This is a genomic window from Oscillospiraceae bacterium, assembly GCA_025758045.1.
Lineage (GTDB): Bacteria > Bacillota > Clostridia > Oscillospirales > Ruminococcaceae > Gemmiger.
The window spans coordinates 2,167,992-2,183,379 of the sequence record CP107208.1; the positions used below are offsets into that span (position 1 = coordinate 2,167,992).

Sequence of the window (15,388 nt, forward strand, 5' to 3'; positions counted from 1 at the left end):
TTTTTGTGTAAAGTGCCGCATTACCGCCAAAAAGTTGACGAATTGGTAAAAAGTGGTTATAATAGGTGACGTAGCCACGATTATTCGGCTGCATAAGATACCGCGGCAGAGGGTACAGCGCAACCGATTAGGCAGCGCCGATATAGGCCGCATGGATACGTTTACAGAACTGTTTATGAATAGGGAGGTAGCCAATATGGCAGCCAAGAAGAAAATTGCACAGACCGTGATCACCGAGGGAAAGTACTACACCATCAACGCCGCCAACGGCAAGGTCGTTGAGGTTGCCGATTATAATATCGAGAACGGCGCCAAGATCCAGCTGTGGGACGACGCCAATGCCGAGTGGCAGCAGTGGGGCTTCGTCGCTGCAGGCGACGGCGTCTACCGCGTGCAGAACCGTTTCACCGGCAAGATGATGGACCTGGATATGGGCGGCGTCAGCGACGGCACCCGCGTACACCAGTGGGAGGGTGCCCCCGCTTCCAGCCAGCTGTGGGTGGTCGAGCCTTCCAACGATGGCCGCGTTAAGATCAAGAGCAACCTGGCAGGCAAGCTGCTGGATGCCGGCATGAGCGCTGTCAACGGCACTCCGCTGCAGATCTGGGCCGACGTCAACGGCGAGAACCAGTACTGGACCATCAACGAGGTCACCCGCAAGCCCAAGACCAGCGTGAAGGCTTCCGCCGTCAAGGCTAAGGCCGCCGCTGAAAAGGCTGCTACCGAGATCGTCGACGCTGCTGCTGTAGCGGTTGCCCCCGCTGTCGAGAAGGCTGCCAAGGCAGCCAAGCCCGTTGCAGAAAAGGCCGCCAAGGCCGCAAAGCCTGTTGCCGAGAAGGCCGTCAAGGCTGCCAAGCCCGTAGTTGAGAAGACTGTCGAGGTTGCTAAGCCCGTGGTTGAGAAGGCTGTTAAGGCTGCTGAGCCTGTCGTCGAAAAGACCGTCGAGGCCGCTAAGCCGGTCGTCGAGGAAGCTGTCAAGGCTGCTGCCCCTGTTGTAGAGGAGACCGTCAAGGCCGCCGAAAAGGCCGCTGCCGAGGTCAAGACCGCTGTGAACACCGCCGCCAAAAAGCGCGGCCGCAAGAGCAAGCGCAAGTAATTTGCACCTGCACATTCTTGCCCGATAACCCCCTGCACTGAATTATGCTGTAACAAGTTGCCCCCGGTACCGTTAAGTACCGGGGGCTTTTGGTTTTATATTAGGTTTTTACGGGCAAGATCAACCCAACGCCGCGATGCTCTCTTTGATCTTCGCGGTCTTTTCCTGGGCGGCGGCCAGCTTGGCGCGGGTCTCCTCCACCAGCTTGGCGGGGGCTTTCTCCACGAACTTCGGGTTGTTCAGCTGGTTGGTGAACATGCCCAGCTCCTTCTCGGCCTTGGTCAGCTCCTTGTTCAGGCGGGCTAGCTCCTTCTCACGGTCAATCAGCTCCATCATCGGGATAAAGCCCTTGGCATCCGGGGTAGCCACGTTTACCATGCCGTCGGCGCTGCCCTCATACTTGGGGGTCACGGTCACGTCGGTGGCAAAGGCAAAGCGGGCCAGGTAGGCGCCGCCCTTCTCAAAGGCAGCGGGGCTGGCAGTCTCAATGACCATGCTGGTCTTCTTGGCGGGGTGGACGTTCATCTCGGCGCGCATGGTACGCACAGCCTTGATGTAATCCATCAGTTTTTCAAAGTCAGCGCAGTCCTCGGCCCAGATCTTCATGTTCTCATTGCCCGGCCACAGCTGGGTCATGATGGTCTCGCCGCTGCCGGGCAGGGCCTGATAGATCTCCTCGGTGATGAACGGCATGAAGGGATGCAACAGCTTCAGTGCGCGGTCCAGCACATACACCAGCACCTTGCGGGCGGTGTCGGCGGCCTGGGCGTCGTCGCCGTTCAGGCGGGTCTTGCAAATTTCGATGTACCAGTCGCAGTACACTTCCCAAATAAAGTTCTCCACCTTCTCGGCAGCCAGGCCCAGCTCGTACTTATCCAGGTTGGCGGTAGCGTCGGCGGCCATCTTGGCCAGCTCGCTCAGCACCCACTTGTCGCTCATGTCCAGCTGCTCCTCTGCGGGCAGGCCGGGCTGGAAGTCCTCGGGCAGGTTCATCTGCACAAAGCGGGAAGCATTCCACAGCTTGTTAGCAAAGTTACGGGCAGCCAGCACCTTTTCATCGCTGTAACGCATATCGTTTCCGGCGGTGGAACCGATGATGAGCATCAGGCGTAGGGCGTCGGCACCGTACTGGTCAATGACTTCCAGCGGGTCGATGCCGTTGCCCAGGCTCTTGGACATCTTGCGGCCCTGGCTGTCGCGCACGATGCCGTGGATCAGCACAGTGTCGAACGGGGCCTTGCCGGTGTAGGCCAGGCCGGAGAAGATCATGCGAGAGACCCAGAAGCCGATGATGTCGTAGCCGGTCACCAGCGTGTTGGTGGGGTAGAAGTAGTTGTAATCCTCGGCGTTCTCATCAGGCCAGCCCAGGGTGGAGAAGGGCCACAGGGCAGAGCTGAACCAGGTGTCCAGCGTGTCGGGGTCCTGGGTCAGATGGGTGCAGCCGCACTTGGGGCAGACGGACGGAGCCTCTTTGGCAACCACGGTCTCGCCGCAATCGTCACAGTACCAGGCGGGGATCTGGTGGCCCCACCACAGCTGACGGCTGATACACCAATCGCGGCCGCCCTTCATCCAGTTGATGTAGTTCTTGGTGAAGCGCTCGGGCACGAACTTGATCTCGCCCTTCTCCACGCTCTCAATGGCGGGCTTGGCCAGTGGTTCCATCTTGACGAACCACTGCTTGGAGACCATCGGCTCAATGACGGAGTGGCAGCGGTAGCAGGTGCCCACGTCGTGGGTCAGGGCCTCGGTCTCTTTCAGGGCACCGCAGGCTTCCAGGTCGGCCAGGATGGCCTTGCGGGCCTCCAGGGCGGTCATGCCGGCGTACTTGCCGCAATCCAGTACCTCGGGTTCGTCGGCGGCAGCGCGGCCGGCGGCACGCTCAGCATCAGCGGCAGCCTTGTCGGCAGCACCGGTCATGTGACCGTCGTAGGTCAGCACGCGGATCATCGGCAGGTCATGGCGCTTGCCGACCTCAAAGTCGTTGGGGTCGTGGGCGGGGGTGATCTTCACGACGCCGGTGCCTTTTTCCATGTCGGCATGCTCGTCGCAGACGATGGGGATCTCACGGTCCAGCAGCGGCAGGATGACATGGCAGCCGTGCAGGTGGGCGTAACGGGGGTCATCGGCGTTGATGGCCACGGCGGTATCGCCCAGCATGGTTTCGGGGCGGGTGGTAGCCAGCTCCAGATATTCGCCGGTCTCCTTCACCTTGTACAGCAGGTGCCAGAAGCTGCCTTCCTTGGCCTCGTACTCGACCTCGGCGTCGGAGATGGAGGTGTTGCAGTGGGGGCACCAGTTGACCATGCGGTTGCCGCGGTAGATCAGGCCCTTGTCATACAGGCGGACGAACACTTCCTTCACGGCGTTGGAGCAGCCCTCGTCCATGGTGAAGCGTTCACGCTGCCAATCGCAGGAGCAGCCCAGTTTCTTCAGCTGGCTGACGATGCGGTTGCCGTAGGTGTTCTTCCAATCCCAGGCGCGCTCCAAAAAGCCGTCGCGGCCCACCATCTCTTTGGTCAGGCCCTCTTCGCGCATCTTGGCCACGACTTTGGCCTCGGTGGCGATGGAAGCGTGGTCGGTGCCGGGTACCCACAGAGCGGCGTAACCCTGCATGCGCTTGTAGCGGGTCAGGATGTCCTGCCAGGTCTCATCCATGGCGTGGCCCATGTGCAGCTGGCCGGTAACGTTCGGCGGCGGCATCACGATGGTAAAGGGCTTTTTGCTGCGGTCGATCTGGGTATGGAAGTAACCCTTGTCGCACCAGTTCTGGTAGATGCGGTCCTCAGTGCCCTGGGGCGCATACTGTTTGGCGAGTTCTTTCGGCATTGTGTAAAACCTCCTTGAGAATTGCGGGGCGTGTAATCAATAGAAAAAGGCCGCCCCATGAAGAAGATCATGGGACGGCCTGAAAAATTCAAGTCGCGGTACCACCCAAGTTGCCTTGTAAAAGGCCGCTTTGCGGCAGGGCAGACACCCCGCCTGCCGGGATAACGGCGGCAAACCCGTGCACGGCTACTAAGCTTCACCGCACCTGCTTGAAAGCGACAGCACACAGCGGGCCATGCCGGGCTTGCATCACCCCCGGCTTGCTGGAAAAGCCTGAACCTGCGCGCACTCTTTCGCACTGCATTGTATCTTATAATGTACCGCACAGTGCGGGAAATGTCAAGTAGGAAATTGCAGAAGGCTCCCTCTGGGAAGGGGCTGGCTGCGCGCAGCGCAGACTGGGGGGAACTATCCCGAAGATCAGATGTTTTGCCTGCTTACTCCCACTTTTCCCACACTTCCGGGCAATACCCCACGGCAGCCTGCCGCCCGTTGCGCACGATAGGCTGGCGCAGCAGCTGCTGATTTTCAAACAGCTTGTCCGCCTGCTGGCTTTCATCCAGCCAGCGCAGCAGGGCCAGCGTGTCCTTGTCCTTGGCGTTTTTGTCCACCAGCTTGGCCCAGCCGCCCACGGCGCGGCAGACGTTGTCAAACTCGCCGCGGCTCATGCCCTTCACTTTCATATCGATCATCTGGAATTTAATGCCCCGCTCCTTAAACCACCGCTGGGCCTTTTTGGTATCAAAACTTTTATTGGTGCCGAAGATCTGGATGTTCATACGTGCTCCTTTCTGTCTGCTTCGTATCTGTAGGGGAAGATGCTCGCATTCGCCCGCAAGCCCTGCGGCGAGGGATACTAATTAAAAACAGCATACCACACCAACCATTTATTGACAACCACACCACAAAAAATATATAGTATATGTGTATGCCAACCACGCAAAAGAGGGAGAAGACAAACTATGGAACTTGCTGTCATCACGGCCAAACAGGTGGCGGAGCTGCTGCTTATGATCCTGGCCGGTGCGGTCTGCTGCAAAGCGGGCGTGTTCAAACCCAAAGAAAAATCCGTCCTGGCCAATTTGCTGTTGTACCTGGTCGTCCCGGCCATGGTGCTGGACAGCTATATGGTCGAGTACGATCCCGCCACCTTCCACAACCTGATGCTGGCCTTCGGCCTGGGCGCTCTGGTGCTGCTGGTGGGCCTGGGCGTGGCATTTCTGGCAAGCTTCAAGGTGCAAAAGGACGCCCGCTCCATCCTGTGGTTCGCCTGTGCGTTCTCCAACGCCGGGTACATGGGTTTCCCACTTATCAAGGCGCTGTTCGGCGGCGAGGGCCTGCTCTACGCCAGCGGTTTTGTCACTATCTTTAATATTTTGATTTGGACCATCGGCTACGTGGTCGTCTCCGGTCAGGTCGACCCTAAGCAGACAGTGAAAGCCGTGGTCACCTGCCCCTGCATCATTGCGGTAGTGGCGGGCCTTATCATTTACCTGGCCCGCATCCCGCTGCCGGAAGTCCTCACCGGCCCCATCGGTGCCATCGGTGATATGAACACCCCGTTGTCCATGATCATCACCGGCGCGACCATCGCCTCCAGCGACCTGAAAAAGCTGCTGAAAAATAAGAACCTCTTCCTAACCTGGGGCGTGCGTATGCTGGGTGTCCCGGCGGTGGAGCTGCTGATCTTCGCCCTGCTGGGCCTGCACGGCACCGTGCCTACCATCGTGCTGCTGCTGGAAGCCTGCCCCTGCGCCGCCATCACCACGATGTTTGCCATCCAGTTCCACCACGATGAAGAACTTGCCGCCGGTGCAGTGGTATTTTCCACCCTCTCCAGTATTCTGACCCTGCCGCTGTATGCACTGCTGCTGACGATGGTGTTAGGGTAAAATAGCTTGCGCTCCCCTCAAAGGGGAGCCTTTTTCTTTGCTCGTACACTTGCCCTCCCACCCCTTAGGTGCTATAATAATGTTTCAAAAGAGGAGTCCTCACATAAAAGGAGCACTATGCAACAACAAAAAACATCCCACTGGCTCATCGCGTTCCGCGTTATCTTTACGGCGGCGCTGCTGGCCTGTATCCTCTTTATCTTCCGCAATTCCATGCAGACAGGCGAAGTCTCGTCTGCCCGCAGCCAGGCCGTTACCACGCTGGTCAACGGCTTCCTGGGCAAGTTCGGCCTCGGCCCCTTGTCCGAGCATATCATCCGCAAGCTGGCGCATTTCTCCGAGTTCATGCTCGAAGGTTTCCTGCTGATGCTCTGCCTGCGGGTCTACACCCGGCATTTTGTTCGGCATATCAGCTGGCCCCTGCTGGCTGGCATGAGCACCGCCCTCATGGATGAGACCATCCAAATCTCCATCCCCAACCGCACCTCGTCTGTCACCGACGTGTGGATCGATATGGCCGGTGCCATCGCAGGGCTGTTTGTGGCCCTGATTATTCTCTTGATTTTACGCGCTACGATGGCGTTTTATCAGGTGAAACGCGAAAACAAAGCACTGCGCGCCGAGCAGGAAGCTCTGCGTCAGCGCGAACACGAACGTCTGGCCCGCCGTGCCGCCCACCGTGCGGCCCAGGGCAAGGACAACAACGAGGAGGAAGACGAAGCATGACCACCCAACAGGCAATCGAAGCACTGCACGCTCTGCCGCGCCTGGGGCAGGGGGTACCCGGCCTGGCCCGCATGCAAAACCTGATGGATCACCTGGGCAACCCGGAAAAAGACCTGCAGTGTATCCACATTGCGGGTACCAACGGCAAAGGCAGCCTGGCCGCCATGACCTCGTCCATCCTGACCGCTGCCGGCTACAAGACCGGCCTGACCATCAGCCCCTACGTGGTGGATTTCCGTGAGCGGTTCCAGATCGACGGCGAGATGATCCCGCCCCGCACCCTGGCCAACTTGGCCCAGAAGGTGCTGGACGCCATCGATGCCATCGAACTGGAGGGCGGCGAGATCCCTGTCCAGTTTGAGGCTGTCACTGCGCTGGCGCTGCTCTGGTTTGCTCGCGAAAAGTGCGACCTTGTCGTGCTGGAGACCGGCCTGGGCGGCCGCTGCGATGCGACCAACATCGTGCCCAACAAGCTGGTGGCCGCCATCACAAAAATCGGCCTCGACCACACCGAGATCCTCGGTGATACGCTGGACAAGATCGCCGCAGAAAAAGCCGGTATCATCAAAAAAGGCTGCGCCGTTGTCAATTACCCCGAGCAGCCCGTCGAGGCCATGGGCCCCATCCTGGGTGCCGCGGCCGAAACAAACACCGTCATCATCACGCCCGAAATGGACGACATCCGCCTGCTGCGTGGCAAGCGCCTGGAAAACCGCATCGACTACGGCGGTTACAAGGCCAGCCTGCAGTTCCCCGGCGCCCATCAGGCCAACCACGCCGCTATGGCTGTGGAGATCGCCCTCGCCCTCTGGCGGGAGTTCGGCTACGACATCTCCGACGATGCCATTGAGCAGGGCTTGAGCAGCGCCCATATGCCTGCCCGCATCGAGGTCATGCGCCGCCATCCGCTGCTGCTGCTGGATGGCTGCCATAACCCGGACGGTGCCAGGGTCCTGGCCGAAACGCTGACCAAAGCCGAGTATGAGGAAAACCTCGTGGGCGTCATGGGCATGCTGGCCGATAAGAACTACAAGGCCATGCTGTCCGACCTGGCACCCTGCTTTGCCAAAGTGTTCACCGTCACGCCCGCCTGCCCCCGCGCCCTCTCTGCCGAGGCCCTGCAAAAGGAAGCTCGCTTCCACCTGGATGCCGAAGCCGCCGCCAGCGTGCCTGAAGCCCTGCACAAGGCCCTCGACTACTGCGAGGAAAACAACCTTGCCGGTGTGGTCGTCTGCGGCTCGCTCTACCTGGCCGCCGAAGCCAGGCCGCTGATGCTCAAAGAGGCAGAAAATTAACGCGCCACCGCCCTGTTTTAACAAAATATGCACTACGAAGCCTGTATCGTAATGGTACAGGCTTTTTCTATTTAAAAGTAAAAGGGGCAAGCACTATGGCAAAGGTTTGTTTTGTGCCGGGCAGCGGCACGCTGGCGGCGTATTTAAGCGGCGAGATCGACCACCACGCCGCCCAATCCATCCGGCGGGAAATCGACGCCCAGGTGGACGACCGTCTGCCGGAGTTGCTGACGCTGGATTTTTCGGGCGTCACCTTTATGGATTCCTCCGGTGTCGGGCTTATCCTCGGCCGTGGGCGGCACATCTCGGCCCTGGGCGGCCACCTGACCGTGCAAAACCCGCCGCCCGCCGTGCGCCGCATGCTGGACCTGGCCCGCATAACCTACGCGTAAAGGAGAACTGCCATGAAGATGCTCAATCAGGTAAAGATCACCTTTGCCAGCCGTTCTGTCAATGAGGGCTTTGCCCGTGCGGCGCTGGCAGCGTTCCTTGTTCAGCTTGACCCCACCGTTCCGCAACTGGCTGACCTCAAAACTGCTGTGTCCGAGGCTGTCACCAACTGTATCGTGCACGCCTATCCGGAGGGTATCGGCCCTGTTACCTTGACGGCGGCCCTCTATGAGGGCGGCGTGGTGCGCATCACCGTCACCGACCGCGGCGTTGGCATCGCCGATGTAGAAAAAGCCATGCAGCCTATGTACACCACCGGCGACCCCGAGGAACGCGCCGGATTAGGTTTTGCCGTGATGCAGAGCTTTATGGATAAGGTACATGTCTCCTCGCGGCCTGGGCGTGGCACCCGCGTGACACTTACCAAACGGCTGGACACCCGCAGATGACCTTTACATATTTGTAAGGAGGATTCTGCCTATGCCAGCCCAGACCATCCAAACCATGCCACGTGAGGAATTTATTGAGAAGAACTTAGGCCTTGTCCATGCCTGCGCCGGGCGATTCAAAAGCCGGGGTATCGAGTACGAGGAACTGTACGCCGCAGGCTGCCTGGGATTGGTGAAAGCGGTTGACGGGTTTGATACCACCCGCGGGGTGTGCTTCTCCACCTATGCGGTGCCTGTGATTTTGGGCGAGATCAAAAAGCTGTTCCGGGATGGCGGAACCGTTAAGGTCAGCCGATCCTTAAAAGAACTGGGCCTGAAGGTCAACGCTGAGCGGGAACGCTGCCTAAAACATACCGGCCAGGAACCCGGCGTAGCCCAGCTGGCTGAAATCCTACAGACTACCCCGGAACAGATCGCTCTGGCCATACGCGCCTCGCTGCCTGCACTGTCTCTTACGCCCGGTAATGATGAGGACGGCAACCGTGAATGGGATGTGCCCGTGGACTCGCCGGAGGAAGCGCTGGCGGACCGCATCGGCCTGCGCGAGGTGATGGACAAGCTGGAACCCAAGGATAGGGAACTGATCCGTCTACGGTTCTTTGGCAACCGCACTCAAACCGAGACCGCCAGGATCCTTGGCAGCACCCAAGTCCAAATCTCTCGCCGTGAACGTAAGATACTGGCATGGATGAGGGCGCAGCTGCTTGAAATATAACTCACTGTTCTGTAGGGGCCGATGCTTGCATCGGCCCGCTATCTATAAGCCTGCTTTTAAACTCTCTCGTCAACCTGCACGTCTCGACACATTCCGCCTTGTGCATCTTCCCAAAAGTATTACAACCCCTTGACACACTCTTTTCAATATGATAAGATACTCCTAACGCAGAAGAAACGTTGTTATAAGGTTATTGCTGAACAAAATGCGAAAAAACTTGAAAAAAGTTTTAAAAACCTGTTGACAAACCGTATCTGCTGTGGTATCATAATCAAGCTGTCCGGCGGGACACCCCGTAAGGGCAGCACAGCAGGACCTTGAAAATTGAACAAAACTGAAACTTGTGGAACCTTGAACGTGGGTTTGGAAACCCACGATAAACAATTCCAAATTTACAAGTAATTCATACAGGACGCAAGCGATTGTGTCTGAGTGATTACAGAGATTTAACGCTTTTAAATGGCGATTAAATACCATTTATAAAGAGTTTGATCCTGGCTCAGGACGAACGCTGGCGGCGCGCCTAACACATGCAAGTCGAACGGAATCAAGAGGAGCTTGCTTTTCTTGATTTAGTGGCGAACGGGTGAGTAACGCGTGAGTAACCTGCCCTGGAGTGGGGGACAACAGTTGGAAACGACTGCTAATACCGCATAAGCCCACGGATTCGCATGGATCTGCGGGAAAAGGATTTATTCGCTTCAGGATGGACTCGCGTCCAATTAGCTAGTTGGTGAGGTAACGGCCCACCAAGGCGACGATTGGTAGCCGGACTGAGAGGTTGAACGGCCACACTGGGACTGAGACACGGCCCAGACTCCTACGGGAGGCAGCAGTGGGGGATATTGCACAATGGGGGAAACCCTGATGCAGCGACGCCGCGTGGAGGAAGAAGGTTTTCGGATTGTAAACTCCTGTCGTTAGGGACGATAATGACGGTACCTAACAAGAAAGCACCGGCTAACTACGTGCCAGCAGCCGCGGTAAAACGTAGGGTGCAAGCGTTGTCCGGAATTACTGGGTGTAAAGGGAGCGCAGGCGGACCGGCAAGTTGGAAGTGAAATCCATGGGCTCAACCCGTGAATTGCTTTCAAAACTGCTGGCCTTGAGTAGTGCAGAGGTAGGTGGAATTCCCGGTGTAGCGGTGGAATGCGTAGATATCGGGAGGAACACCAGTGGCGAAGGCGACCTACTGGGCACCAACTGACGCTGAGGCTCGAAAGCATGGGTAGCAAACAGGATTAGATACCCTGGTAGTCCATGCCGTAAACGATGATTACTAGGTGTTGGAGGATTGACCCCTTCAGTGCCGCAGTTAACACAATAAGTAATCCACCTGGGGAGTACGACCGCAAGGTTGAAACTCAAAGGAATTGACGGGGGCCCGCACAAGCAGTGGAGTATGTGGTTTAATTCGAAGCAACGCGAAGAACCTTACCAGGTCTTGACATCCGATGCATAGTGCAGAGATGCATGAAGTCCTTCGGGACATCGAGACAGGTGGTGCATGGTTGTCGTCAGCTCGTGTCGTGAGATGTTGGGTTAAGTCCCGCAACGAGCGCAACCCTTATTGCCAGTTACTACGAAAGAGGACTCTGGCGAGACTGCCGTTGACAAAACGGAGGAAGGTGGGGATGACGTCAAATCATCATGCCCTTTATGACCTGGGCTACACACGTACTACAATGGCGTTTAACAAAGAGAAGCAAGACCGCGAGGTGGAGCAAAACTCAGAAACAACGTCTCAGTTCAGATTGCAGGCTGCAACTCGCCTGCATGAAGTCGGAATTGCTAGTAATCGCGGATCAGCATGCCGCGGTGAATACGTTCCCGGGCCTTGTACACACCGCCCGTCACACCATGAGAGCCGGGGGGACCCGAAGTCGGTAGTCTAACCGCAAGGAGGACGCCGCCGAAGGTAAAACTGGTGATTGGGGTGAAGTCGTAACAAGGTAGCCGTATCGGAAGGTGCGGCTGGATCACCTCCTTTCTAGGGAGTCAGACGTTCAGCTAAAGCTGGTCTTTGGCTGAACGGACAGGAAAGCAAGTTTCAGTATTGTTCAATTTTGAGGGCCGTGCAAACGGAGCCTCAAAGCATAAGGGACACAGCGAAACCCGAAACGTGAAGAACGCGGGGGTATAGCTCAGTTGGGAGAGCACCTGCTTTGCAAGCAGGGGGTCAAGGGTTCGAATCCCTTTATCTCCACCATTTGGGCTGATAGCTCAGCTGGTTAGAGCACTCGGCTGATAACCGAGAGGTCGATGGTTCGAGTCCATTTCAGCCCACCACTGGTAATCCAGTGCGCTGGGTTACCCAAAACCTTATGTGATGTACCTTGAAAACTGAATATAGAACTGCGAAATGAGATTTTATTAGCTATGTAAAATTCCTGATTTTAATAAAAATCTATAATTTCACCAAGCGGAACTGAAGCTTAGCAATAAGCGACAGTAAAATGGTAAAATCTCGTTGGCAAATGGAGAATCTGAAATAAAGATATGTTTTGCGAAAGCGAAACAACGGTCAAGCTACAAAGGGCGCAAGGAGAATGCCTTGGCACTGGGAGCCGATGAAAGACGTGATAAGCTGCGATAAGCCTTGGGGAGGAGCAAATATCCATTGATCCAGGGATTTCTGAATGAGGAAACTCACCGAAGCTCATACTTCGGTACTGCACACTGAATCCATAGGTGTGTGGGGGGAACCGCCTGAACTGAAACATCTAAGTAGGGCGAGGAAGAGACATCAAACGAGATTCCGTTAGTAGTGGCGAGCGAACGCGGAAGAGGGCAAACCGGAAGGAGAAATCCTTCCGGGGTATGGACCGCTTTAAGGACTTAAGTTGCTAGCTGAATGGCATGGGAAGGCCATCCAAAGAGTGTGAGAGACACGTAAGCGAAAGTGACGAGAGCTGCGCGAGTTCCAGAGTACGGCCAGACACGTGAAACCTGGTCGGAAGATGGGGGGACCACCCTCCAACCCTAAATACTACCCAGTGACCGATAGCGTATAGTACTGTGAAGGAAAGGTGAAAAGGACCCCGGGAGGGGAGTGAAAGAGAACCTGAAACCTTGTGCCTACAAGCACATAGAGCACATCAACGTGTGATATGGTACTTTTTGTAGAACGGTCCGGCGAGCGATTGTATGTTGCGAGCTTAAGCGCTTAAGGCGTGGAGGCGTAGCGAGAGCGAGTCTGAAAAGGGCGTTCAGTAGCATGCAATGGGCCCGAAACCGGGTGACCTACCCATGATCAGGCTGAAGTGAAAGTAAAATTTCATGGAGGGCCGAACCGACCTCCGTTGAAAAGGCGGCGGATGAATTGTGGGTAGCGGAGAAATTCCAATCGAACTCGGAGATAGCTGGTTCTCCCCGAAATAGCTTTAGGGCTAGCCTCATATTAGATACCCGGAGGTAAAGCACTGAATGGCCTAGCGCCCGAGAGGGTAGCGAAGCCTATCAAACTAAGAATGCCGGAGTATTGATGTATGGGAGTCAGACAGTGTGAGATAAATCTCATTGTCAAAAGGGAAACAGCCCAGATCTACAGCTAAGGTCCCAAATTGTATCTAAGTGGAAAACGATGTGGAAATACGCAGACAACCAGGATGTTGGCTCAGAAGCAGCCACTCATTTAAAGAGTGCGTAATAGCTCACTGGTCGAGCGTCTCTGCGCGGAAAATTTAACGGGGCTAAGATACAAACCGAAGCTTAGGCTGCACGTAAGTGCGGGGTAGGGGAGCGTTGTGTAAGCGGAGAAACAGTAGCGTAAGCGGCTGTGGAGTTTACAGAAGTGAGAATGCCGGAATGAGTAGCGCGAATGTGGTGAGAATCCACATGGCCGGAAACCTCAGGTTTTTGGAGGAAGGTTCGTCCGCTCCAAGTTAGGCGGGAGCTAAGGTAAGGCCGAAAGGCGTAGCCGATGCACAGACGGTAGAGATTCCGTCCCCACCGAAAGACTTAAGCACAGGGACACTTTCAGAAGGTCGGAGCCAGGTGTTGGTTCTGGTAGTGATCGAGGGAAATATAGTACCGAAGTCCGGCTGGAAGAGAGGCGAGAAAAGCTGTGTGTATGTTTAAGGTGCCCGTACCGCAAACCGACACAGGTAGGTAGGAAGAAGATTCTAAGGCCAACGGGAGAAGGGTTGTTAAGGAACTCGGCAAGTTGACCCCGTAACTTCGGAATAAGGGGTGCTCACGAGAGTGAGCCGCAGAGAATAGGCCCAGGCAACTGTTTACCAAAAACACAGGTTTGTGCTAAATCGAAAGATGACGTATACGAGCTGACGCCTGCCCGGTGCTGGAAGGTTAAAAGGAGATGTGCAAGCATTGAATTGAAGCCCCAGTGAACGGCGGCCGTAACTATAACGGTCCTAAGGTAGCGAAATTCCTTGTCAGGTAAGTTCTGACCCGCATGAAAGGCGTAATGATCTGGGCACTGTCTCAACAGCCCGCCCGGCGAAATTGTAGTACCGGTGAAGATGCCGGTTACCCGCGACAAGACGGAAAGACCCCATGGAGCTTTACTGTAGCCTGATATTGGGTTTCGGTGTTGCATGCACAGGATAGATGGGACGCTGGGAAAGAGTCGCTTTGGCGATTCTGGAGCGGACGTTGGGATACCATCCTTGCGACATTGGAATTCTAACCTGCGCCTCTGAATCGAGGCGGGGGACATTGTCAGGTGGGCAGTTTGACTGGGGCGGTCGCCTCCTAAAAAGTAGCGGAGGCGTTCAAAGGTTCGCTCAGCTTGGACGGAAACCAAGCTAGAGAGTGCAAACGCAAAAGCGAGCCTGACTGCGAGACTGACGGGTCGAGCAGAGACGAAAGTCGGAGTTAGTGATCCGGTGGTATGTGAGTGGAAATGCCATCGCTCAACGGATAAAAGTTACCCTGGGGATAACAGGCTGATCTCCCCCAAGAGTCCACATCGACGGGGAGGTTTGGCACCTCGATGTCGGCTCATCGCATCCTGGGGCTGAATTCGGTCCCAAGGGTTTGGCTGTTCGCCAATTAAAGCGGTACGCGAGCTGGGTTCAGAACGTCGTGAGACAGTTCGGTCCCTATCTGTCGTGGGCGCAGGATATTTGAGAGGCGCTGTCCCTAGTACGAGAGGACCGGGATGGACGAACCTCTGGTGCACCAGTTGTCACGCCAGTGGCACAGCTGGGCAGCTATGTTCGGATCGGATAAACGCTGAAAGCATCTAAGCGTGAAGCCGGCCTTAAGATAAGATATCCCACTGAGTCAATCAGGTAAGACCCCTTGAAGACTACAAGGTTGATAGGCACAGAGTGTAAGTGAAGTGATTCATTCAGCTAGTGTGTACTAATAGGTCGAGGGCTTGACCCCATCTTTAAGAGATACTCTATTTGCTAAAGCAGTTCGATATTCAGTTTTGAGGGTACATCCTCAGAAAAAAGAGACGGTCGGTGTCGATGACGGTGAGGTTCCACCTGTTCCCATTCCGAACACAGAAGTTAAGCTCACTCGTGCCGAAGATAGTTGGCCGGAGACGGCCTGTGAAAATAGGTAGATGCCGACTTCTCTTTTAATATGGCCCGTTGGTCAAGCGGTTAAGACAGCGGCCTCTCACGCCGTTAACGTGGGTTCGATTCCCGCACGGGTCACTTGCTGAAAGCACCAAAATCTGACGATTATTCGTTTGGTTTTGGTGCTTTCTTTTTGTCTGCATTGCGCATACCACACTTTTACCAAACTCGCGTAACTCTGTCGAGAGAGAAGCTCCAATTGAAAAAGGAAATCTCCCCCTGCCCGGATGATGGGCAAGGGAGAGATTGTGCGTTATGGGATTGTATGGAGTAGGAGAAAGTCACGCACCAGACGCATTTGCCGCCGTACTTGATCCAACAACTGACACCCATTTGGGCGCGAGAAAGATTCATAAGGATTTCACTATAAATACAATATCATTATTGAAAATGTAAGACTTGCTTATTTCGACAAAATTCGTTACAATAAAATAAACTGTTTTT

At 55.8% G+C, this 15,388-nt stretch carries 9 protein-coding genes, 3 tRNA genes and 3 rRNA genes; 13 read left to right on the plus strand and 2 right to left on the minus strand.

Going from position 1 to position 15,388, the window contains the following annotated elements:
* The first annotated feature begins 196 nt into the window (after positions 1-196).
* On the plus strand, positions 197-1,096 hold the full coding sequence (locus tag OGM81_10130; protein ID UYJ42698.1) for an RICIN domain-containing protein: 900 nt from the start codon (positions 197-199) through the stop codon (positions 1,094-1,096).
* A 120-nt stretch (positions 1,097-1,216) separates the two neighbouring features.
* Here the strand turns inward: OGM81_10130 and OGM81_10135 are convergent, their stop codons facing one another.
* Positions 1,217-3,925 carry a valine--tRNA ligase gene (locus OGM81_10135; GenBank protein ID UYJ42699.1) on the minus strand — a complete coding sequence of 903 codons (2,709 nt, stop codon included), beginning with the start codon at positions 3,923-3,925 and terminating at the stop codon, positions 1,217-1,219.
* 437 nt (positions 3,926-4,362) lie between these two features.
* Positions 4,363-4,704, minus strand: a complete 342-nt coding sequence (locus OGM81_10140; GenBank protein ID UYJ42700.1) for an arsenate reductase family protein — start codon at positions 4,702-4,704, stop codon at positions 4,363-4,365.
* A gap of 183 nt (positions 4,705-4,887) precedes the next feature.
* Between OGM81_10140 and OGM81_10145 the strand changes: the two genes are divergently transcribed.
* The 12 genes from OGM81_10145 to OGM81_10200 all read left to right on the plus strand — a co-directional run bounded on the left by OGM81_10145 (position 4,888) and on the right by OGM81_10200 (position 15,022).
* Entirely contained in the window at positions 4,888-5,817 is a 930-nt protein-coding gene (locus OGM81_10145; GenBank protein UYJ42701.1) for an AEC family transporter, read from the plus strand.
* A 117-nt stretch (positions 5,818-5,934) separates the two neighbouring features.
* Entirely contained in the window at positions 5,935-6,543 is a 609-nt protein-coding gene (locus OGM81_10150; protein UYJ42702.1) for a VanZ family protein, read from the plus strand.
* Positions 6,540-7,838: a bifunctional folylpolyglutamate synthase/dihydrofolate synthase gene (locus OGM81_10155; protein ID UYJ42703.1), complete on the plus strand. Its 1,299-nt coding sequence runs from the start codon at positions 6,540-6,542 to the stop codon at positions 7,836-7,838. The genes OGM81_10150 and OGM81_10155 overlap by 4 nt, the downstream gene beginning before the upstream one ends.
* A 95-nt stretch (positions 7,839-7,933) precedes the next feature.
* Complete coding sequence (locus tag OGM81_10160) at positions 7,934-8,230, plus strand: anti-sigma factor antagonist (GenBank protein UYJ42704.1); 297 nt, start codon at positions 7,934-7,936, stop codon at positions 8,228-8,230.
* A 12-nt stretch (positions 8,231-8,242) separates the two neighbouring features.
* Positions 8,243-8,677: an anti-sigma F factor gene (gene spoIIAB / locus OGM81_10165; protein UYJ42705.1), complete on the plus strand. Its 435-nt coding sequence runs from the start codon at positions 8,243-8,245 to the stop codon at positions 8,675-8,677.
* 31 nt (positions 8,678-8,708) lie between these two features.
* Positions 8,709-9,392, plus strand: a complete 684-nt coding sequence (locus tag OGM81_10170) for a sigma-70 family RNA polymerase sigma factor (protein UYJ42706.1) — start codon at positions 8,709-8,711, stop codon at positions 9,390-9,392.
* A 476-nt stretch (positions 9,393-9,868) separates the two neighbouring features.
* A 16S ribosomal RNA gene (locus OGM81_10175) occupies positions 9,869-11,382 on the plus strand.
* A gap of 143 nt (positions 11,383-11,525) precedes the next feature.
* Positions 11,526-11,601, plus strand: a tRNA-Ala gene (locus tag OGM81_10180).
* 3 nt (positions 11,602-11,604) lie between these two features.
* Positions 11,605-11,681 (plus strand) — tRNA-Ile (locus tag OGM81_10185).
* Positions 11,682-11,914: 233 nt separating this feature from the next.
* Positions 11,915-14,744 (plus strand): 23S ribosomal RNA (locus OGM81_10190).
* 76 nt (positions 14,745-14,820) lie between these two features.
* Positions 14,821-14,937, plus strand: a 5S ribosomal RNA gene (gene rrf, locus OGM81_10195).
* The 16S, 23S and 5S rRNA genes sit together here with 3 tRNA genes alongside, the layout of an rRNA operon.
* Positions 14,938-14,950: 13 nt before the next feature.
* Positions 14,951-15,022, plus strand: a tRNA-Glu gene (locus OGM81_10200).
* Positions 15,023-15,388: the final 366 nt, after the last annotated feature.